The sequence below is a fragment of the Microbacterium sp. AK031 genome (assembly GCF_024807145.1).
GTDB lineage: Bacteria > Actinomycetota > Actinomycetes > Actinomycetales > Microbacteriaceae > Microbacterium.
This window is the reverse complement of the sequence record NZ_JANUCA010000007.1, coordinates 145,504-165,509: the sequence shown is the minus strand read 5'-3', so window position 1 is coordinate 165,509 and position 20,006 is coordinate 145,504. Positions and strand designations below refer to the sequence as shown.

Sequence of the window (20,006 nt, the reverse complement as noted above, 5' to 3'; positions counted from 1 at the left end):
AGCCCTCTGTTTGAGATGAAGAAGGACGATGATGACCTCATCCACCGTGGATGCCGCGCTGAGTAAGCGGCGCACTCTCGGCGCCCGCCTCGGCGAACGTACATTCCTCGCATTCCTGCTGCTGCCAGGAGTGGTCCTCCTGTGCGCGATCGTCCTCTACCCCCTTATCCGTTCGCTGGTGTCGGCGTTCTTCGATGAGAACCTGCTCTACCCGGGCATGGAGTTCGTGGGCTTTGACAACATCGCGGCTGTGCTCACGGACGACTTCCCCCGCCTCGTCGGACAGACGTTGATCTTCACCGTCGGCGCGACCGGCTTCCCGTTCCTCATCGGCCTCGCACTCGCACTCGTGCTGAACCAGCGGTTCCCGGGATCCCGTCTTCTGCGTGGCGCCTTCCTCATCCCCTGGCTCATCCCCGGAGTTGTCGTCTCTTTCCTCTGGATGTGGATCTTCGATGCGAACTATGGCGTACTCAACGGTATCCTGATGAGTCTTGGCGCGATCGACAGCCCGATCGCGTGGCTCTTCCAGACTGACACCGCGCGCACGGCGCTGATCGTCGCCAAGACGTGGAACACGTTCCCGTGGATCATGGTCATGCTTCTCGCGGGGCTTCAGACCGTGCCTGGTGAGCTCCACGAGGCTGCCGAGATGGACGGGGCGAACAGCGTCCGACGATTCTTCGCTGTGACATGGCCGCATATCCGCGGCGTGGCAGCCCTCGTCATCCTGCTCGAGTTCATCTGGAACTTCCAGCATTTCGACACGATCTTCGTGCTCACAGGCGGAGGCCCGGCCGGAACGACGAGCACCTTCGCGACCGAGGTGTACGACGCCGCCTTCAAGGGCTATGACCTCGGTCATGCGGGCGCACTGGGTCTCCTCTGGATGATCCTGCTCACCGTGCTCGTCGTGGTCTACGTCTGGCTCTCCGAGCGCGACGAGGAAGGAGTGCGCAGATGAGCACGATCGCACCCGCCCCCGTCCACGTGGTCGAAGCGGAATCAACGCCGACGCCGAAGCGTCGCCGCCGCCGAGGCCGTGTGCGCTGGGGGATGTGGATCACGCTCGCCGTGATCGCATTCTTCGGATTCGCACCGGCCTACTGGCTGCTGAGGACCTCACTCACACCGGATCACCTGGTCTTCCAGTTCCCTCCGAGTCTTCTCCCCAGCGAGATCACCTTCGATCACTACGCGACGGTCTTCGGGAACCCCGAGATCTTCGGCTACCTGCGAAACAGCATCATCGTCTCGGTGATCACAGCGGTGCTCTCGGTGGTCGTCTCGATGTACATGGGGTTCGCGTTCTCGAAATACCGCTTCGGCGGACGCAAGTCGCTCATGTACTTCGTGCTGTCGAGTCAGATGTTCCCCCAGGCGCTGCTGCTGGTCACGCTGTACCTCGTCTTCGCCCAGTTCGGCCTGCTGAACACCTACCTCGCGCTGATCCTCTCGTTCACGACGTTCACGCTTCCGCTCTGCGTCTGGATGCTGAAGGGGTTCTTCGACGCCCTTCCCGATGACCTCATCGAGGCCGCGCGTATCGACGGCGCGAGCCCTTGGCGCATCTTCCACTCGGTGATCCTGCCGCTGGCGGCACCCGGGCTCGTGGCGGCCGGACTCTTCGCCTTCGTGCGCGGATGGAACGACTTCATCTTCGCCCTCACTCTTGCGGGGCCAGACCGGCAGACACTCCCTCCGGGGCTCGTCAACACATTCATCTCCGAGGCCAGTACGTCATGGCCGGCGTTGATGGCGGCATCGCTCATCGTGTCCGTTCCGGTCTGCATCGCCTTCATCCTTCTGCAACGCTTCCTCGTGGGCGGCATCACCGCCGGCGCGGTCAAGGGCTGAATCGCACTCTCACCACTCGTCCGAACAATCCGAACCATCCGCTTCGAAGGAGAATCCATGGTCACCGAAATCTCTCGTCGTTCACTGCTGCGCTACTCCGCCTTCGGCGTCGGCGGCGCCGCCCTGTTCGCCATCGCCGGCTGCGCGCCCGGTCAGTCGGGCGGAAGCGCCGTGACTCCAGGCGCCGGCAAGGCGACCGACTTCACGTTCGCATCGTGGAGCCTGTCGGAAGATGCGGCCAAGCCGACGGTCGAAGCCGCGCTCGACTCGTTCTCACAGGGCGAAGGCATCACGATCGACACCACTGCCTATCCGTACAACGACTACCTGAACCAGCTGACACTGCAGGTGCGCGGCGGTCAGTTCGCCGGAGCTGCTCAGCTCGACGTCGCGTGGCTGTCGGCGCTCGCCGCACTGGGAAAGCTGACCGACCTCTCGGCATTCGCTTCCGATCGCGGCTACACCGAGTCAGCGCTCGGTGCGGGAACCCTTGATGGTGCGCAGCTCGCGCTGCCGTGGACCATCGGCGCTGTGGGCCTGATCGGGAACAAGGAGCTGATGGATCGTGCCGGCGCTACACTCACGCCCGGCACGATCGAGGAATTCGAAGAAGGACTCCGCGCGCTCAAGGGCATCGGGGTCATTCCGTATGCCGCGAGCACGAAGGCAGCGCAGCTGAAGGACATCATCGTCTGGATGCAGACCTTCGGTTCGCCGATCCTCGACGGCGATCGAGCCGCGATCGGAGATGAAGCATCTGTCAAAGCGGTCGCGTGGTACAAAAAGCTGTACGACGAGGGGTTGATCGCACCCGACGTCGATCGTGCCGCCGCCCGCACGCTATTCGCGCAGGGCGCCGCGGCGCTCTACGACGACGCGCCTGTCGGCAAGTCGGCCGTCGTCGCCCAGTCGCCCGACTCGGGTCTCGGCGACAAGATGATTCCCGTCGCACGGCCGACACTCGCAGCCGGCGACACCCCGCAGCATGTGCTGTGGGGACACCTCGTCGTCGTCGTCGACGGCGACGGCGCATCGACCGCTGCCGACTTCGCTCAGTGGCTCACGAGCGATCAGAAGCAGAGCGAGGCGTACTTCACCGCCCTCGGCCTTCCGCCCACGACAGATGCTGCGCTCGCGTCGAGCGCGGTCACGTCGAACACGTTCGTCGAAGCATTCACCTCATCGATCACGTCCACCGCAAAGGCGAGCCCGCTGTGGAAGTACCCCGGCTACGGGCAGATGGAGACGGCGATCGCCGAACAGGTGCAGGCGGTGCTGATCGGCCAGAGCTCGGCGAAGGATGCGATGAAGACCGCCGGAGACGCCATCACCAAGCTGCTCTGACCGCTCGTACGACCGACCGCCCGCGCGCGATATTGCGCGCGGGCTCCTCCCCACGCCCCGCGAAGGAAATCCATGCGCACTCAAACGTTCGAAGCCGACATCACCGTGGTGGGGGGAGGGTTGGCCGGAGTATGCGCGGCCGTCAGCGCGGCGCGCCTCGGCAAGCGAGTCGCGCTGATCGGAAATCGTCCGGTGCTCGGCGGCAACTCGTCCTCGGAGGTGCGGGTTTGGGTGGTCGGCGCCACCGCGCACGGTGTGCAGCGATTTGCGCGAGAGAGCGGCGTGATCGGGGAGCTCTACGTCGAGAATCAGTACCGAAACCCCGAAGGCAACCCGATCATCTGGGACGAGGTGGTGCTCGACGCAGTGCGAGCGGAGGAGAACATCACCCTGTTCCTCAACACCGATGTGCGGGAGATCGATACAGCCGAGATCGACGGTGAACGTCTTGTGACATCGGTTCGAGCGTGGACGATGGGTTCGGAGATCTGGACGACCTTCCGCAGTCCCTACTTCCTCGACTGCACAGGCGATGGGCTCATCGGCCACCTCGCAGGTGCCGAGTACCGCATCGGACGCGAAGCGCGCCACGAGTTCGACGAAGCGTGGGCACCGGAAGAAGCCGATACTGAGCTTCTCGGCTCGACGATCCTCTTCTACACGAAGGATCTCGGCCGGCCCGTCGATTTCGTCGCACCCGACTCGGCGAAGGACATCACGAAGACTCCCATCCCCACCTCGCGCATCCTTCGTTCCGGTGATTCGGGAGCGCACTACTGGTGGATCGAGTGGGGTGGTCACCTCGACACCGTGAGTGACAACGAGCTGATCCGCGACGAACTGCGATCGGTGATCTTCGGCATCTGGGACCACATCAAGAACTCGGGCGACTTCGACGCCGAGAATCTCGATCTCGAGTGGGTCGGTGCACTGCCCGGCAAGCGTGAGTACCGCCGCTTCCTCGGTGATCACGTTCTGACTCAGAATGACCTCCTCGATCAGGTCGACCATGACGATGATGTCGCCTTCGGCGGCTGGTCGATCGACCTGCACCCGGTCGAGGGAATGTACGCGACCAGTCCTGGAGCGCACCAGCGCTACTCGGACGGCATCTACGGCATCCCCTTCCGCAGCTACTACTCTCGCGACATTGCGAACCTGCTGCTCGCCGGACGCGACATCTCGGCGACGCACGTCGCCTTCGGGTCGACGCGCGTGATGGCGACGTGCGGTGCCGGAGGCGAAGCCGCGGGCACCGGTGCATCGCTCGCGCTCGATCTGGGGGTGCGTCCGCGTGAGCTCGCCACGCGACACGTCGACGCGTTGCGCCAGCTCGTGCTGCGCCAGGACGCCTCTGTGTTCGGTATCCGCAATACCGATCCGGACGATCTGGCGCGTTCCGCTCGCGTCGTCGCGTCGTCGGTCGCTCGGACGATCGACCCGATCGAGCTGTTCTCGGATGCTGCGCAGACACGTTTCTCCCTCGGGAGGGACCTGGGGATCCTCGTTCCCGTCGATCCTCGCCTCGACTTCCTCGAGGTGCTGCTCGTGGTTTCGAAGGACGCGACGCTCGGGGCCGGCCTGTGGACCACGGGGCGTCGGCAGAATGCGGTGCCGATCGACGAGCGCGCTCGGATCGAAGTCGCTGTGACCGCGTCGGATGAGCCGCAGTGGGTGCGTCTTCCGCTCGAATGGACGCCGCACGAGCCCGAGAACGTCGTGATCGTGCTCGAGGCAGCCGAAGGTGTCTCCGTCGTTCTTTCCGAAGCGCAAGTACCGGGCGTCCTCGCGCTTCCGCACCGACCGCAGGCGGACGGTGATGCGAATGTCCTCGTGGAGGAGTCAGAGAGCGTCATCGCCTGGCCGGCCATCCCGATGCGGGGCACGACGCCGCGCCTGCGTCTTTCGCCGGGCACCGAGGCCTACTCCGAGCGTAAGGCCGTCGGCGGATATCAGCGCTTCTACGGCGGGCCGAACATGTGGGTCTCGCAAGCCGGTGACGACCAGCGGTCGTTGACGCTGGAGTGGGACGAACCGCAGGACGTCCGCAGCATCCGTCTCGTATTCGACGACGACACCGATGTCGAACTCAACACATTGCATCACCACCGCACGCCCGATCGTGTCTTCCCAGAACTCGTGCGAGATTACGTGCTCGAGGCGCGCTCCGGCTCCGAATGGAACGAGCTCGCTCGGGTGGAGGCGAATCGACGTCGACAGCGGGTGCACACCGTGAACGTGCGTGCCGATGCGGTGCGACTCAGGGTGCTCGCGACGAATGGCGTGCCTCAGGCGAGGGTCGTCTCCTTCCGGGTCTACTGACCTCCTCGCCGCTCACAGAAACCTGAAGGAAAGGAAAACGAACGATGAATCGATGGGGATCCTCGCTCGCGGCAGTTGCCGCGGTCGCGCTCGTCGCGCTGGCCACACCGGCCGCCGCGGCTGAGAACGAGTCCGCCTTGAGAGATGATTTCGACTCACTCGCCCCGCGTTGGACCCAGGCCGCCGGGGCATGGGAAGCATCAGACGGCGTCGCCCGCGTCACGACACCGGGCAGCTCCCGCGGGTCGATTCTCGCGCTGACCGACCATGCGCTCGATGATGTGAGCACGACCACTGTCACCTTCCGAACCGACGGCGGAGGCGACACCGCGTGGGCCGGATTCACATTCGACCGAAACGCACTCGATGACGACTACACAGAATCGGGATACACGGTGCTGCTGCGCAACAACGGCGAACTCGGCGTCATCGAGGCGGCGGGCGACGGAGGCGTGACGTACCTCGACCGTGCTGCCACCTCCGCGCTGCCCGGTCTCGACTGGGTGACACTCACGGTGGAACGGGACGGCGGCTCCCTCGCCGTCACGATCGGCGACGACCCCGAGCCGACGCTGAGTGTTTCCGATGACACATTCGATCAGGGCGGCTTCTCCTTCGCCGCGCATCGCGACCTGCGGATGGCGATCGACGCGGTCGAGATCGACGGCATCGTCGAGCGGGCAGAGCCACTTCCCGCAGATTGCATCGTGTGGTCCGGCGAGCCGGGCGAGTCAGGTGAGCGCGGTGACGTGCTGAACAGCGACGAGCGAATCGCCGCCGTCTCTGCGCGCGTTCAGGATGGGGCCGAGCCCCAGGCGTCGGGATACCAGCGGCTCATGGAGGATGTGGCGAAGGGGATGCTGCGCGAGCCTGCGCCGCCGGAGAACTACTTCGTTCCCTTCTTCTACAAAGATCCTGACGCTCATCGCGCGGCGCGGGACGGTCTGCAGAATGACGCGAACACGGCCTATCAGCTCGCGCTGGCGTATCGGCTCACCGGAGATGCGTCCTATGGGCAGCATGCGGCGGAGTTCCTCGACGCATGGACGAACACTGTCGAGTGCGTCCGCACCAGCGAAGACTCGGCGCTTGCCTTCAGCTACCACTTTCCCGCGTTCGTCTACGCTGCGGAGCTTCTGAACGGCTCACCCGTGTGGTCGAGCGAGGGCGAACTGGCGTTCGCGGGGTTCCTCGAAGAGACCGCGATCCCGGTCGCAGGTTCGATTCTGCATCGGACGAACAACTGGGGCAGCTGGGCACTGGAGCTCACGACCGTCGGTGCCTCCTATCTCAACGACGACGCAGGGATCGCCGCCGCCGCCGAGCGGGCGACGGAACTGCTCGAGCATCAGATAGATCCGAACGGACACCTCCCCGAGGAGATCACGCGCAACAACGGAGTCGGCGATTACGGCATCTGGTACACGCACTTCTCGCTGCAGCCCCTGTTCCTCGTGGCCGAGACGCTCGCCGCTCACGACATCGATCTCTTCTCGTATGCCAACGCCAACGGCGTCGGTTTGTCGGACGCCGTCGACGCAGCCTCGGGCTGGGTCGCCGACCCGGAGTCGTTCGAGTTCTTCACTGGCGATGTCGCGGACCTGGCGAACGTGCGCACGGTGGATTACCTTCGCGAGGGTGGCGTGATCGCACACAGCATGAGCTATTTCGAACTCGCACAGAACCACTTCCCCTCCGACCCGGTGGCCGCAATCCTCGTCGAGGAGGGCGCGATGACGAGCATCCATTCCATCCCGCACCTGAGTCTCACGCATGGTGGGCTGGCGGATCCCGGCGCTGAGGAGGGACCAGGTGAGACTGATCCGGAGCCTGAAAACCCAGAGGGGCCGGGGTCGCCCGGGACGCCCGATGGCGGCTCACCCGAGCCCGGCGATGGAGCAGGGCTCACCCCCGGATCCCAAGATGGTCGCGCGATCTCGGCCGCCGCGCTAGCAGCCACGGGCGGACCGGACTACATCGTGTGGGTCGCCGTCGGTCTTGTGACGATGGGTCTCGGAGCAGTCGGAATCGTCGTTTCCTGGAGGCGCCGTGCCCATCTGAACTGATGAGCCATGTGGAAGGACCGCACCCCGACGGGCGCTGCACCGCGGCGCACGTCGGGGTGTGGTGGGCTCGCTCAACACCGTTGCCGCAGATGACGCGCATCCGCTCGCCGCACGATGCAAGCATCCGCCGTCCCTGTCAACGCCCTGTTCCACCGCCCACACAGCACGCAGGAGCGACGCATGAGTAGTGACAGCAGAGAGCGCGAAGTCGATGCCGAGCAGCTCGAGCGCGAGCACGCTCGCAGCGCATCCGACTGACTGCCACAGAGCGGGGCTCCTGGCCTCGGGTCGAGTGACGGAGAGGTTCCGCCGGGCGCCATCCGAGGCCCGTTGGGCAAAAAGGTCACGGCTGAGGACGACGAACTCGAACGCGACCGGTAAGTCAGCGCACTAGATGCGGTTCGCGCTGGTGACCATCACGTTGGCGCCTCTGCGGAGGACTGGATCGATCTTGCCACTCTCGATGGCCGACCCCGTCACGTAGCGCGAGTGTGCGACGTTTCAGCGGCAGCCAACTCGATGAGCGCGTGCAACTCCTCGATCGGAAGGTCCGCCCCGAACGTGGGCCTACCGGGCTCCAGCAGAGCACCCGCGGCGAGGGGCCCGGCGATGAGCGCGTCGAACCCCAACGCGTCGACGAACTCTGAGACACGCGCGACGTCGGCCTCCCGGTCGCCCGCGATCGCGATCGCCTTGCGGCCGTCCGCTCCGGCCGGACGGGCTTCTTCCTCGAGATCGTGATACCCCATATGGTTCAGCGCCTTCACGACGCGTGATCGCGGCAGGAACTCCTGCACGATCTCGCTCGTCGAGGTGCGCGGATCGTTCAGATCGTCGCGAATGCCATCCGTCTCCCACCAGTAATTCATGGAATCCACCACGAGCTTGCCTTCAAGCTCCGCGACAGGTACATGACGGTACTTCCCCAGGGGCAGTGCGAGCACGACGATATCGGCCTCGAGGGCGGCCACCTCAGAGCGCACCGCCGCCGCGCCGGGTGCGAGCACATCGATCGTGAGCGCGATCCGCCTGGCGAGATTACATCGAGACTGCCCAGTCGCTGCGCACGCGCCTGGGCAGTCGCATGCTGACTGAGTCGGCGCTGTCGGCTGGGGACTACCAGGTGCTGCTCGCTCTGACGGAGGCGCGGCAGTACACGCTGCGGTCAGCGGAACTGGCGGCGCTGATCGGTTGGGAGCGCAGCCGGCTCTCGCATCATCTGGGCCGGATGGAGAAGCGCCACCTGATCCGCCGCGTCCCGTGTGCGGACGACGTGCACGGCGTGGATGTCACGGCGACGGAGTCCGGTCGGGAGATCTTCCGCGCCGGGTCCGTCCCGCACCTGCGCGCCGTGCGCGAGGTGTTCGTCGACGCTCTCACCCCGCAGCAGCTCGCCCACCTCGACGACATCTCCGCCGCGCTCCGCCGTCACCTGGGTACGGATTCCGGGCTCAGCTGACCCGCCCGCCATCCGCGCGCGTCGCCTCTGCGATCATCGCGGAGTACCCCTCGACGTACGTCGGGTACTGCAGCCGACCCAGCAGCGATCGGAGCAGCGCGCCGTCGTGCACCAGTCCGACAGGCCCGGCTGAAGGATCATCGCGTGGCGCGTCGACGCCGAGCGTGCGGGCGATGAACTCGACGACCTCCCCGAGGGGGACGGGTGCCGCGTCCACTGCATGCACGAGCGCCGGTGGCTCCGGCATCCGGAGCAGAACGTCGAGCGTTCGCACGAGATCGTGTTCGTGGATTCGGTTCGTGCGCCGACGGTGGTTCACGACGGCGTTCTCCCGCACCTGTCGCAAGAGGAATCCTCGACCTGGACCATAGATCCCGGCCGGTCGCACGATGACCGCGCTGAACAGTTCGATCGCTGCGCGCTCGCCGTCGTAGAGTCCTCGGGCGCGTTCGCCGGTCGGCGTGGGTTCGTCCTGTTCAGTGATCGGATGCGTGGATGCCGAGTCTTCGAAGACTCCCGTCGAAGACACGAAGACCGTTCGCGCGGGAACCGATGGCAGCGCATCCGCGAGGTGCGTCAGCGCGGTGCGATAGCCGGCCACGCCTCCGGGTGGCGGCAGAGTCACGACCATCGCGTCGACGGTCGGCAGCTGCTCCTTCAGGGGCGCCGCGAGATCGGCGCGGATGCCGACGACGCCCTCCGGCAGGTCATCGTCGCTGCGACGGAGCGCGATGACGTCGCCGCCGTCGGCGAGGAGGCGCGGCGCGAGGCTCCGCCCGAGCTTGCCGAAGCCGACGAGCAAGGTGCGCGCGGGTGGCGCGGGTGGCGCGGGGATCGTGGAAGCGGAAGAGGTCATCGATTCCAATCTGTCACACGACGGACGCCTGCCGATGCCTATTGTTCAGAAAATCCTGTATCGTCGACCCCATGATGACCATGACGGCCACGGTGACGCACACCGCCGCGCTCGCACGGCTCGGTCACGCCCTGTCTGACCAGACCCGCGCCAGTGTGCTTCTCGCTCTGCGGGAATCGCCCGCGTATCCATCCGACCTCGCGGACGCGCTGGGCGTGTCGCGTCAGGTGATGTCCAATCAGCTCGCGTGCCTGCGCGGATGCGGTCTGGTCGAGGCCGTCCCAGAAGGGCGCCGCACTTCGTATCGGCTCGCGGACGCACACCTGGCGCCCGCGCTGGATGAGCTGCTGCGCGTCGTGCTCCACGTCGAGCCCGGATGCTGCGCCGGCGAGAACTGCGGTTGCGCATGAGCGGCTCGAACGTCTCTGCCGACGCCCGCAGACACATTCTGCAGCGGCGCATCCGCTGGATCGTCACCGCCACGATCGTCTACAACCTCATCGAGGCCGTCGTCGCGATCACCGCGGGAACGATCGCCTCATCGGCTGCGTTGATCGGGTTCGGGCTGGATTCGACCATCGAAGTGCTCTCGGCTGCCGCGGTCGCCTGGCAGTTCACCCGCCGCGACCCCGAGCGGTGGGAGAAGGGCACCTTGAGGGTGATCGCCGTCGCGTTCTTCGCTCTGGCGATCTACGTGAGCGCGAGCTCGGTCCTCGCGTTGCTGGTGCGCGTCGAGGTCGAGCACTCGCCCGTCGGAATCGCGATCACCGCGCTGAGCGTCGTCATCATGCCGTTCCTCTCCTGCGCCGAGCGGCGTGCAGGAAAAGAGCTGGGGTCCGCCACCGCCATCGCCGACTCCAAGCAGACGCTTCTTTGCACGTACCTCTCCGCTGCCGTCCTCATCGGTCTTGTGCTCAACAGCGTCCTCGGCTGGTGGTGGGCCGATGCGATCGCGGGGCTCGTCATCGCCGGGTTCGCGGTGCGCGAGGGTGTCGAAGCATGGCGCGGAGACGCATGCGCGACCTCGGTCGGGATGCTCCTCGATGAGGGAGGCGACCCTCTCGAGCATCGGTCGCCTGCGCTGACCCATGCGTCGAAGAACGCACCGTCGTCGCCATCTCCGACGGCCGCAGCCACGGCGGCGACCTCCCCGAAGTGACCGCCGCCGTAAGGTGTGTATCCCCACACCCACGTGCCGAACTCCTCATGGAACGGATCGGCGAACAGTGCCCCGGCGACGTACTCATACCTGAACACGAGAGTCTTGGGTTGACGACTCAAGTCTCTCGCGAAGGGCGCTGCCAGGTCCCTAACGTCGGGCGTATGACTGATATCTCGAGCGCCGTCCGGCGAGGAACCAACCGTGTCGTGGCCGGAATGATCGGAATCGGCATTTTGGCAGCGAGCGTCCTCGTCGCTTCACCGGCTCTGGCTGCCGTCGATGGGGACATCGCCACCACGACGACAATGAGGATCGCGGGAAACCTTGAACTGCACTCGATCCGGTACGACTTTTCCAGGGACGGCGGGTCGGCTACGCCTGGACCCGACGTGGAACCGGGGCCGGCCAGCACGACCTCATCGGCAACGTGGTCACTCGGGACCATACACGGATCTCTGATTTCAGAGATGAACGCTCGGATCGTCGACTTCGGCCGGACGACGGACTACTGGATCAAGGCGTTCGTGTACGTCGAGGAAAGCGGCTCGACCTACGCGAGCGACTGCCAGATCTACCTCGGCGATCCGGCGGCGGGAAGTCAGCCGCTGGGCGAGGACGCGTCTCCATACCAATGCTGGTCGCCAGGATACGAACAGACGACAGGCGAGCATCCCCGGCAGTTGTTCTCCGAAACGTTCACGATCACTTCGTTGAACTGGGCGGCGGCGCGTGGCGCGATCATGCCGCAGGGCACGGTGATGCTGGGCGACGGACACGTCGAGTCGCCGAGCACGCGTTTCGTCGTCGATGGTCGCTGGTATCCGAGTGATCCCAGTGAGCAGAAGCCGTATGCGACGATCGAGCCGGGCGCGACGCTGAACTTCGCAGCATTCCGCCGCAACGGTGAGTCCACCGCCAACGCAGAGGGGCTCTTTTCATACCGCATCTACGACGGCGGCGTCCCGACCAGGTTCTGGGTGTCTGGCTACGCCTCGAACTGGCGCGGGGTCGAGTTCAACTGGGACTACGACTGCGCGATCTACGACGGCGATCCCCTCACCGGTGCCCTTGTCGTCAGCGCATCGCCCTACAGCTGTGACATGGCGACGACCAAGGTAGACGGCAACGCCGACTATCGGGTCGACTTCCGAGTGCAGGCCGCTTCCATCCAGACGCTCGGACCCCTTCGAGCGCGCGACTACATAGCGGCCGGCTGCAGCGACCCGGGTGCCGGCTCGTGCTACTTCGTGCCGACGTCGGATGAGACGCTCATCGAACATGGCAAGGTGCTTGGCGCACCATACGCGAACAACGGATCCGAGGAAGCGGACTACTCGTTCTACTACGCCACCGCGCGCTCGATAACACACACGTTCGACATCACCGCTTCTGCCGAAGTGAATGTGCTCGAGATCTTCAAAGCGTCGATCAAAGTCGCGTACGGCTACGAGCACACGGACGAGACCACGGAGAAGTGGGTCGCAGCCATGAAGATTCCTGCACATCAGGAAGGTTGGTTCGAATACGCCCCGGCCTATCGCAAAATCGCAGGAGACTTCCTGTTCGAGGTGGACGGAACCTGGTACCGGGTGACCGGCGGGAGCTTCACTGTCCCGGACGACAAGGGAATCGGACACCTGTCCTCCTTCACGCGCGACGTCGTGGCAGTACCCGGCGGGGGAGTCGGATCGGAGCCGCCGCCGACGCCCGCTCCGATCGATCCGACCCACTCTGGCGTTGACGGCGCGATGGGGCAGGGGAAGGCGTCCGGCGCGTTGGCAGCGACCGGCACCGACGTCGACTGGACTGGACCGACATGGATCGCGATCGCCGCGGTGCTGATGGGCGCAGTGCTGTTCTTGAAGAGATTCCTCGCAGCACGACGCGCCGTCAATCCCGGTTCAAGAAGAGGATGACCGCGTGAACACGGCGGTGCGTATCGGAGTCGGGGGGTAGCCCCAGTGCGCTGTAGATGCGCGAAACGTGCTGCACGACGGCCTTCTCCGTGAGGAAGAGCTTTGCGGCGATGCTGGCATTGCTGCGTCCCTCCGCCACCAGTGCGAGCACCTCCCGTTGGCGAGCGGTGAGGCTGCTCACGCCGCTCTCGGAATGTCGTGCCCGACCGACCATCACCTCGATCACATCGGGATCGAGTGCAGTGCCGCCTCCGGCGACGCGTTCGAGGTCTGCGAGAAAAGTGCCGACATCGGCGATCCGCTGCTTGAGCAGGTAACCGACGCGGTCGCTGCCGCGGGCGAGGAGATCCTTCGCATAGCGGCGCTGCACATGCTGCGACAGCACGACCACTGCGGTCTCTGGGTGCTCCCGCCGGACGCGCAGCGCCGCGACGAGTCCTTCGTCCGTGTGCGTAGGGGGCATCCGGATGTCGGTCACCACCAGATCAGGTCGATGGCGTGCGACAGCATCCGTTATCTGTTCAGCATCTCCGACCGCGGCTACGACCTCGTGCCCGCCTGTTTCCAGAACGAGCTCGAGACCCCGTCGGATCAATGCCTCGTCCTCAGCGATGACTACGCGCATGGCACCTCCGACCACACTCTCGTTCCGAGGCCCGGAGGGCTCGAGAGCGAGATGGTTCCACCGATGGCTTCCACGCGGTCGGCGAGGCCGCGAAGACCAGTACCGGCCTCGATCGACGCCCCGCCCACTCCGTCGTCCTCGACGTCGAGACGAAGTCGTCCATCGTGGAGGATGAGACGCACCCGCACACTCGTGGCGCTGGCATGCTTGACGACGTTCGCGAGGGTCTCGGCCAGGACGAAATACGTGGTCGTTTCGACGAGATTGTTGAGCCTGGTGTCACTCACGTCGGATTCGAACACTGTCGAGACCGGCATGCGATCGGTGAGGTCCTCGGCGGCCGCGCTCAGTCCCCGCTCGACGAGAGCCGCCGGAACGAGGTGGCGCACGAGTGTGCGCACTTCGGCGGCGGCGGCATCGAGGTCGACGCGGAGTCGGGTTGCGCGGTCGCGAACTGCAGGAGCGGGAGCGGTGCCGATCTGCTGCGCCTCGAGCGCCAGCAGGACCAGCTGCACCTGCAGTCCGTCGTGGAGGTCGCGTGCGATGCGGCGACGTTCAAGGTCGGCCGCTTCGACGATGCGCTCCCGTGAGCGCAGGAGAGCACGCCGGCTCGCCCGCAGGTCAGCAGTGAGACGCTCGCGCTCGAGAGCGATCGCCACGATCCGCCCCGCAGCGTGCACGTGCTCGCTGTCCGTGAGCAGCGAGGCGTCGTACTCGATCGCACCGATCGCACGGTCGTCGAGCGTGATCTCCTGCCACCCTCGCCGGGGATCCGTGCGGACTGCTTCAGGTGCCGACCGGCCTTCGGCATCGAGAAACTCACCACGCTCCTCCGACCAGAAGTACAACCGTAGTGATGGATCACCGAGCGTGCGAGCGAGAGCGAAGACGAGTGGCTGTCCCGATGTGTTGGCGGCGCCGAGCCACGTTCCGAGCTCTTCCAGCTCACCCGTTCGCGCGAACCCGCCACGCAGCAGACCCAGCGCGAATGCGATCGGGATGCCGGCGACCGCCGTGAACTGCAGCATCCCTCGCACCGCCGGTTCGACGTGGAAGACCCGGTCGAGGGCGATGGCGATGAGCGGCAGGAACAGGACCGTGAAGATGCCATATGTGAACAGGGGGACCAGCACGCGACGGTGCACAGCATCCGCCCGACGAAGCCGCTCCAGGAGGACGAACGCCACCACGATCATGATCCCCGTCGCCACGACGGTCTGTGCAGTTCCGGTCAGCGCGACGATTTCCGGTGCATCCGCGACCGCGAACGGCGGATAGGCACCTTCAGGGTCCAGGAGGTACTCCGGCATCTGGAGCACGAGGGAGGTGGCGTAGAGCGCGACCACGATCGCGCGCGACCGCCCGTCGGGAAGCCGTCCGGTCGGGAAGGCGAGAAGAAGGTGAACGGTCGCGGGGAGGGCGAGCGTGGCCCCCACTGCCCCGATCGCGAGAAGGACGGGCACCTCTGTGTTCGCGACGCCTCCGATGAGGACCATGAGGCCCGCGAGGACGATGAGAAATCCGATCCCGTTGCTGGGGCGACGGAGCCATGCGATCAGCCCCGCGACCACGTAGATCCCGAAGATGATCGGCAACGTCACCAGCAGCAGGCCCGCAGGTCCGTCGAGCGGCATCAGGCCGATGACCGTGATCATCAGCAGCGCCGATATCAGCGCCACGATGAGCAGAGCGCGATGGAGAGACCGTGAGAGGGACGGTTGGACGCGGGGCGCTGCAGACATCGAGACCCTTCCGACGGACGAGGTCTTCCCATTCTGGCGTGTCGCGCCCGCACGGTACGAGCCCTGCGCCGATAGGCGACCTACATCCATAGCGAATGCACCGCCGCTCTGCCATCGTCGATCCTGAGCCGTGCGTCATGCTTCGCAGGTGAACCGAGCAGGAGGAACGATGTCGAATCATCACGATCGTCGGAACGTACGATTACGGCGCCCGATGCTCGTGGCCGCTGTCGCAGCCTGTCTTGTCGCCGTCGCCGGCTGTGCGCCCTCTCCCACCACCGCGCCAGGCGAGGCGCCTCCAGAAGTCCTCCGACCCGCCGCCCCGGAAGGGGAACTGCCTGAGCCGCTGCAATCGCAATTGCAGGCGGCGCTCGACGAGACGATGAGCGAGTACGAGGTGCCCGGGGCGGCGGCGGGCGTGTGGATCCCCGGCGAGGGCGCGTGGACGACCGCGTCCGGACTGGCCGACATCGAGAGCGGTGTGCCCGTCGACGTCGAGATGACGTGGCCCATGCGCAGCGTCACGAAGTCCTACACGGTGACTCTCCTGCTGCAACTGGTCGACGAAGGCAAGGTGAGCCTGGACGACACCATCGGGCAGTACGTCGACGGCGTCACCGAAGGCGACGAGATCACCCTGCGCCAGCTCGCTGACATGTCCAGCGGCAACGCGGACTACACGAACGAGGACTTCCTCGCAGCCTTCACCGAAGATCCCGAGACGATCTTCACCCTTGACGAGCTGAACGGCTTCATGCTCGACAAGCCTGCGCAGTTCGCCCCTGGCACAGAGAAGATCTACACGAACGCCAACACCAATCTGCTCGGCGCCGTTATCGAGGACGTGACCGGAGAGGAATTCGCCGATGTCCTCGACGAGCGCATCCTCGGGCCGCTCGGGCAGGAGGGCACACGCTACATCTTGGACGCCGTGAAGTGGACGCAGCCTCATCCCGTCGGGTATGCACCGGACGGCGAAACGCTCGCGCCGCAACCGCGGAACATCTCCATTTTCGGCCCGGCGGGATCCATGATCACCACCCTCGACGACGCCCGCGTCTGGGGGCAGACGCTCGCAACGGGCGCCCTGCTGGATCCTGCGACGCAGTCAGAGCGCCAGGAGGGTGCGCCCTTGGAGGCCGGTCCACCGTATGGCATCTACGCGCTCGGTATCGGCGAGACCGACGGATGGTGGGGACACAACGGCGAAGGCCTCGGATTCACCGCGGCCATCTTCCATCACCCCGATTCCGGGGCGACCATCGCGGTGTTCATGAACGAATCGAACGTCACACCCAAAGCGCACCCAGCCGACCAGATGTTCCGCCGGGTGGCCCAGATTCTCACGACAGGAGCAGAACGATGAACGGCAACGCCCTCCGACTCGGTGCGGGTGTCCTCGCACTCGTCGTCATCGCCGCAACGGCGACAGCGTGCACGGCGGATACTCCTCACTCGGCGAACGAGGCCGATCTCCCGGAAGCCGCGCTCGAGATCATGAACCAGCCGCAGTACGACAATGCTCGATGGATGATTCAGGTGTCCGATCTCGACACCGGAGAGATGCTCATCGACCTCGACGGCGACAAGATGGCTGAGCCCGCGTCCTTCACCAAGACGTACAGTGTCGGTGCGGCGTGGCTGAACTGGGGACCCGACCATCAGATCGTCACACCGGTCAAACGTACCGGCGATGTCGCCGGGACGACCCTCGAGGGAGACCTCGTGCTCGTCGGCAAAGGCGATATCACGCTGGGCGGCCGTACCAAGCCAGACGGCACAGTCGACTACACGAATCTTGACCACAACGATGCGAACCCATTGCCCGGCGCAACCCTCACGACCGAAGACCCGCTGACGGGCATCGACGACCTCGCCGCTCAGGTCAGAGCGTCGGGAATCGACACGGTGACAGGAGACGTCATCGTCGACGACCGCCTCTTTCAGGGCGAACTGGCGGGCGAGCCGATCACGCCGATCGTCGTCAACCAGAACCTGATCGATGTCCTGGTCACCCCGGGCGAGGCGGGCGAGTCGGCGACGGTCGAGATGACGCCGGCTGTCGCCCCGTGGCACATCGTCGGCGAGGTCGAGACCGTCGCTGCTGGTGAGGACACGTCGATCTCCGACCCGGAGTCTTCGCAGCACGGCCAGATCGCGATCGGCGGCACCATCGCCGCTGACAGCGAACCAGTGCTGAAGGTGTTCGCGCTGGAGGATCCGGCCACCTTCGCTCGCACGGCCTTCATCGAGGCCCTCGGCCGAGCCGGTGTGACGGTGAGCAGCGACCCGGTGGCCGCGAACTCGACATCGGCGCTTGCGGACACGGATGCTGTGGACGCGCTGCCCTCGGTCGCGGAGTTCGAGTCTCTCCCGCTCGCCGAGCAGGCGACGTACATCATGAAGATCAGCTACAACCGTGGTGCGCAGACCTACGTCTGCCTTCTGGCGGTCGAGGCTGGAGCGGATGACTGCAGTACCGGCATCAGCGAGATCGGGCGAATCTGGGCAGAGGAGGGATTGGACATCGAGGGTGCGTCACTCGTGGACGGCTCGGGTCTCAACGGCAACTTCGTCACTGCCGAGAATGCCGTCGCGACCCAGGCGATCATGGCGGAGCGGCCAGATGCCGAGGCGTGGAAGGCGACCATGCCGATCCTCGGGGTCGACGGCTCGCTCGCAGAGGTGCAAGCTGACAGCCCTGCTGCCGGTCACGTGTTCGCCAAGACTGGAACGCTGGTGGGAGGCGACGAGCTCAACGGACGCTTCCGCTTGAATACCAAGGCTCTGGGCGGCGTCATGGAGACCAAGAGCGGTCGAAACCTGGCATTCATCATCATCATGAACCAGGGATTCACTCCCGACATCGACGGTGTGTTCACGGCGAACGACGACGTCGGGGTGGTCGCAGCAAGCATCCAGCAGCACTACTGAGCGTCCAGCATCCGCGGTCACCGATTCAGAGAGTTTGAGATGACCACCGAAACGACACAAGTGCGGACTTCGCGCGGCGCAGGGCTCATGCTCGCAAGCACTCCACTGGTGCTCCTCCTCACGCACTATATCGCCGTGCTTCCGCACGAGTTCACTCACTCGATACTGGCCTGGGTTCTCGGAATCAAAGAGAATCCGTGGCTGATCGACTGGGGTGGGGTCGGCCTGCTCAACATCCTGCTGCTCGTGCACATCGATGAGAACGTCGATTATCACGGCGCATTGGACGCCGGTAGGACTCTCGCGGTCGCCATCGTCGCGCTCTCCGGACCTCTGCTGGCGAACGGGGGGATGTATTTGATCTTCCGGAAGCTCTCCACGACCGCTTGGGTGAAGGCGAGGCCGTTCGCCGCTTGGGTCGTGTTCTGGCTCATCGTCGTCAACCTCGCAAATCTGTGGTGCTACATCCCGATCCGTGCCTTTGCGGCGGACGGCGACTTCCGACACTTCATCTGGGCGACGGGTGCCTCTCCATGGCTGGCCTACGTTGTCGTGGGCTATCTCGTCCTGTGGGGGCTCGTCGCCTTCTATCGTCGTGTCCTGCCGGAGGCCCTCGACACGAGCGGGCTGCTCACGACGTGGGCGCGGGCGTTCGTGCTCGTCGTGTCGACCTGCGTGATCTTCGGCTACTTCGCGATCCCGGGCTTCCTCGAGACGGATGCCGTTTCGCTGTTCATCGCGGGCACCTCTGTGCTGGCGATCCCACCGGTGCTGCTCGCGACATGGCGTCGAGCCCTGACGGTCGGCCGGGAGGATGCTCAGGAGGAGACCGTGCCGGCGCGCACGTGACGAACGCCTGACCGACTCATATTCTGCTGACCGCAGCCCTTGGTGAGTGCGCCTTCCACCAGCGCACCCACCAGACGGGTGCGCTACTTGCGCGGCGGGTTGAGAGGCAGCCACCCTTCCAGCCGGGTTTCGAAGATCTGCGCGCCGTCGAGCGGAATGAGCGTGCGCTCCTCGATCTTGGCGCCGTAGTACGGCGCGTCGTCGTCGCGGACGACGGTGCGGGAGTCTCCTCGGAAGGTCAGCCCACGGCGGACGAACTCGTCCAACCCGAACGCCTCGGGACCTGCGATCTCGACATCGCCGAGCGGGGCGCCGGCTGCTGCACGTACTACGGCGGTGGCGACATCCTCGGCCGCGATCGGCTGGATGAGCGCCCCTGGCAGGCGCACCGTGTCACCCTCAGTCGAGATGTCGGCGATGCTGCCGACGAACTCGAAGAACTGCGTTGCGTGCACGAGGGAGTAGGCGATTCTGGATTCGCGGATGAGCTTCTCCTGCGCGACCTTCGCCGTGAAGTAGGGGATGTTCTGCGGCCGGTTCGTGCCGACGATCGTGAGAGCAACGTGGTGGGTGACGCCGGCCGCCGCCTCAGCCTGGAGCAGGTTGCGGGTCGAGGTGGTGAAGAACTCCAACACGTCTTCCGGCGCGAACGACGGCGAGTTCGACACGTCCACGACCGTGCTCGCCCCCGCGAGCGCCTCAGCGAGGCCTTCGCCGGTGAGGGAGTTGACGCCCGTGTTGGGTGATGCGGCCACCGCCTCATGTCCGTGCTCGGTCAGCTGCGCGACGACCTTTGAGCCGATGAGGCCGGTGCCTCCTATGACGACGATCTTTGCCATTTCCATGCCTTTCCGATTGAAGGGTGCCCTCGTGG

Annotated in this window: 17 protein-coding genes; 12 read left to right on the top strand and 5 right to left on the bottom strand. The window is 65.5% G+C overall.

Going from position 1 to position 20,006, the window contains the following annotated elements; translation table 11 throughout:
* Positions 1-28 precede the first annotated feature (28 nt).
* From HDC95_RS13750 to HDC95_RS13730, 5 genes are all read left to right on the top strand, one after another.
* A complete protein-coding gene (locus tag HDC95_RS13750; protein ID WP_259064149.1) occupies positions 29-964 on the top strand; it encodes a carbohydrate ABC transporter permease in 936 nt (311 codons plus the stop codon).
* Positions 961-1,857 (top strand): carbohydrate ABC transporter permease, encoded by an 897-nt coding sequence (locus HDC95_RS13745; protein ID WP_259064148.1) that lies wholly within the window; start codon positions 961-963, stop codon positions 1,855-1,857. Before HDC95_RS13750 ends, HDC95_RS13745 begins: the two co-directional genes overlap by 4 nt.
* Positions 1,858-1,914: 57 nt before the next feature.
* Positions 1,915-3,201 carry an extracellular solute-binding protein gene (locus tag HDC95_RS13740; RefSeq protein WP_259064147.1) on the top strand — a complete coding sequence of 429 codons (1,287 nt, stop codon included), beginning with the start codon at positions 1,915-1,917 and terminating at the stop codon, positions 3,199-3,201.
* A 72-nt stretch (positions 3,202-3,273) separates the two neighbouring features.
* Entirely contained in the window at positions 3,274-5,523 is a 2,250-nt protein-coding gene (locus HDC95_RS13735) for an FAD-dependent oxidoreductase (protein WP_259064146.1), read from the top strand.
* Between the two features lie 44 nt (positions 5,524-5,567).
* The gene (locus tag HDC95_RS13730) at positions 5,568-7,589 is read left to right on the top strand and encodes an alginate lyase family protein (RefSeq protein WP_259064145.1); all 2,022 of its coding nucleotides are present in this window, start codon (positions 5,568-5,570) and stop codon (positions 7,587-7,589) included.
* 476 nt (positions 7,590-8,065) lie between these two features.
* Here HDC95_RS13730 and HDC95_RS13725 read toward each other — a convergent pair whose 3' ends face one another.
* Positions 8,066-8,596, bottom strand: coding sequence for an NADP oxidoreductase (locus HDC95_RS13725; RefSeq protein WP_310503259.1), 531 nt, complete (start codon positions 8,594-8,596; stop codon positions 8,066-8,068).
* Between the two features lie 77 nt (positions 8,597-8,673).
* Between HDC95_RS13725 and HDC95_RS13720 the strand changes: the two genes are divergently transcribed.
* A complete protein-coding gene (locus HDC95_RS13720) occupies positions 8,674-9,048 on the top strand; it encodes a MarR family winged helix-turn-helix transcriptional regulator (protein WP_259064144.1) in 375 nt (124 codons plus the stop codon).
* Here HDC95_RS13720 and HDC95_RS13715 read toward each other — a convergent pair.
* On the bottom strand, positions 9,041-9,904 hold the full coding sequence (locus HDC95_RS13715) for a sugar nucleotide-binding protein (protein ID WP_259064142.1): 864 nt from the start codon (positions 9,902-9,904) through the stop codon (positions 9,041-9,043). The two genes, HDC95_RS13720 and HDC95_RS13715, sit on opposite strands and share 8 nt — an antisense overlap.
* Positions 9,905-9,975: 71 nt before the next feature.
* On the opposite strand from HDC95_RS13715, the gene HDC95_RS13710 reads away from it, so the two are divergent.
* From HDC95_RS13710 to HDC95_RS13700, 3 genes are all read left to right on the top strand, one after another.
* Entirely contained in the window at positions 9,976-10,314 is a 339-nt protein-coding gene (locus HDC95_RS13710; RefSeq protein ID WP_259064140.1) for a helix-turn-helix transcriptional regulator, read from the top strand.
* Complete coding sequence (locus tag HDC95_RS13705; protein WP_259064138.1) at positions 10,311-11,063, top strand: cation diffusion facilitator family transporter; 753 nt, start codon at positions 10,311-10,313, stop codon at positions 11,061-11,063. Before HDC95_RS13710 ends, HDC95_RS13705 begins: the two co-directional genes overlap by 4 nt.
* A gap of 470 nt (positions 11,064-11,533) precedes the next feature.
* Positions 11,534-12,982 (top strand): hypothetical protein, encoded by a 1,449-nt coding sequence (locus HDC95_RS13700; protein WP_259064137.1) that lies wholly within the window; start codon positions 11,534-11,536, stop codon positions 12,980-12,982.
* Here HDC95_RS13700 and HDC95_RS13695 read toward each other — a convergent pair.
* Both HDC95_RS13695 and HDC95_RS13690 read right to left on the bottom strand, forming a co-directional pair.
* Positions 12,957-13,607 (bottom strand): response regulator transcription factor, encoded by a 651-nt coding sequence (locus tag HDC95_RS13695; protein ID WP_259064136.1) that lies wholly within the window; start codon positions 13,605-13,607, stop codon positions 12,957-12,959. The genes HDC95_RS13700 and HDC95_RS13695 overlap by 26 nt on opposite strands.
* Entirely contained in the window at positions 13,598-15,349 is a 1,752-nt protein-coding gene (locus tag HDC95_RS13690; protein WP_259064135.1) for a histidine kinase, read from the bottom strand. Before HDC95_RS13690 ends, HDC95_RS13695 begins: the two co-directional genes overlap by 10 nt.
* Before the next feature lie 214 nt (positions 15,350-15,563).
* On the opposite strand from HDC95_RS13690, the gene HDC95_RS13685 reads away from it, so the two are divergent.
* The 3 genes from HDC95_RS13685 to HDC95_RS13675 are packed head-to-tail and all read left to right on the top strand — an operon-like array spanning position 15,564 to position 19,132.
* The gene (locus HDC95_RS13685; protein WP_259064134.1) at positions 15,564-16,715 is read left to right on the top strand and encodes a serine hydrolase; all 1,152 of its coding nucleotides are present in this window, start codon (positions 15,564-15,566) and stop codon (positions 16,713-16,715) included.
* Positions 16,712-18,283, top strand: coding sequence for a D-alanyl-D-alanine carboxypeptidase/D-alanyl-D-alanine-endopeptidase (gene dacB / locus HDC95_RS13680; RefSeq protein WP_259064133.1), 1,572 nt, complete (start codon positions 16,712-16,714; stop codon positions 18,281-18,283). Before HDC95_RS13685 ends, dacB begins: the two co-directional genes overlap by 4 nt.
* Positions 18,284-18,322: 39 nt before the next feature.
* Positions 18,323-19,132 carry a hypothetical protein gene (locus HDC95_RS13675; protein WP_259064132.1) on the top strand — a complete coding sequence of 270 codons (810 nt, stop codon included), beginning with the start codon at positions 18,323-18,325 and terminating at the stop codon, positions 19,130-19,132.
* 83 nt (positions 19,133-19,215) lie between these two features.
* Here the strand turns inward: HDC95_RS13675 and HDC95_RS13670 are convergent, their stop codons facing one another.
* Positions 19,216-19,971 carry an SDR family oxidoreductase gene (locus HDC95_RS13670; RefSeq protein ID WP_259064131.1) on the bottom strand — a complete coding sequence of 252 codons (756 nt, stop codon included), beginning with the start codon at positions 19,969-19,971 and terminating at the stop codon, positions 19,216-19,218.
* Positions 19,972-20,006 lie beyond the last annotated feature (35 nt).

What these genes read in the sequence shown, in the direction of transcription:
- HDC95_RS13740 (WP_259064147.1), top strand. Translation starts at nt 1,915, where the DNA reads ATGGTCACCGAAATCTCTCGTCGTTCACTGCTGCGCTACTCCGCCTTC.
- HDC95_RS13695 (WP_259064136.1), bottom strand. Translation starts at nt 13,607, where the DNA reads ATGCGCGTAGTCATCGCTGAGGACGAGGCATTGATCCGACGGGGTCTC.
- HDC95_RS13715 (WP_259064142.1), bottom strand. Translation starts at nt 9,904, where the DNA reads ATGACCTCTTCCGCTTCCACGATCCCCGCGCCACCCGCGCCACCCGCG.
- HDC95_RS13705 (WP_259064138.1), top strand. Translation starts at nt 10,311, where the DNA reads ATGAGCGGCTCGAACGTCTCTGCCGACGCCCGCAGACACATTCTGCAG.
- HDC95_RS13730 (WP_259064145.1), top strand. Translation starts at nt 5,568, where the DNA reads ATGAATCGATGGGGATCCTCGCTCGCGGCAGTTGCCGCGGTCGCGCTC.
- HDC95_RS13750 (WP_259064149.1), top strand. Translation starts at nt 29, where the DNA reads ATGATGACCTCATCCACCGTGGATGCCGCGCTGAGTAAGCGGCGCACT.
- dacB (WP_259064133.1), top strand. Translation starts at nt 16,712, where the DNA reads ATGAACGGCAACGCCCTCCGACTCGGTGCGGGTGTCCTCGCACTCGTC.
- HDC95_RS13720 (WP_259064144.1), top strand. Translation starts at nt 8,674, where the DNA reads ATGCTGACTGAGTCGGCGCTGTCGGCTGGGGACTACCAGGTGCTGCTC.
- HDC95_RS13690 (WP_259064135.1), bottom strand. Translation starts at nt 15,349, where the DNA reads ATGTCTGCAGCGCCCCGCGTCCAACCGTCCCTCTCACGGTCTCTCCAT.
- HDC95_RS13700 (WP_259064137.1), top strand. Translation starts at nt 11,534, where the DNA reads ATGAACGCTCGGATCGTCGACTTCGGCCGGACGACGGACTACTGGATC.
- HDC95_RS13675 (WP_259064132.1), top strand. Translation starts at nt 18,323, where the DNA reads ATGACCACCGAAACGACACAAGTGCGGACTTCGCGCGGCGCAGGGCTC.
- HDC95_RS13735 (WP_259064146.1), top strand. Translation starts at nt 3,274, where the DNA reads ATGCGCACTCAAACGTTCGAAGCCGACATCACCGTGGTGGGGGGAGGG.
- HDC95_RS13710 (WP_259064140.1), top strand. Translation starts at nt 9,976, where the DNA reads ATGATGACCATGACGGCCACGGTGACGCACACCGCCGCGCTCGCACGG.
- HDC95_RS13670 (WP_259064131.1), bottom strand. Translation starts at nt 19,971, where the DNA reads ATGGCAAAGATCGTCGTCATAGGAGGCACCGGCCTCATCGGCTCAAAG.
- HDC95_RS13685 (WP_259064134.1), top strand. Translation starts at nt 15,564, where the DNA reads ATGCTCGTGGCCGCTGTCGCAGCCTGTCTTGTCGCCGTCGCCGGCTGT.
- HDC95_RS13745 (WP_259064148.1), top strand. Translation starts at nt 961, where the DNA reads ATGAGCACGATCGCACCCGCCCCCGTCCACGTGGTCGAAGCGGAATCA.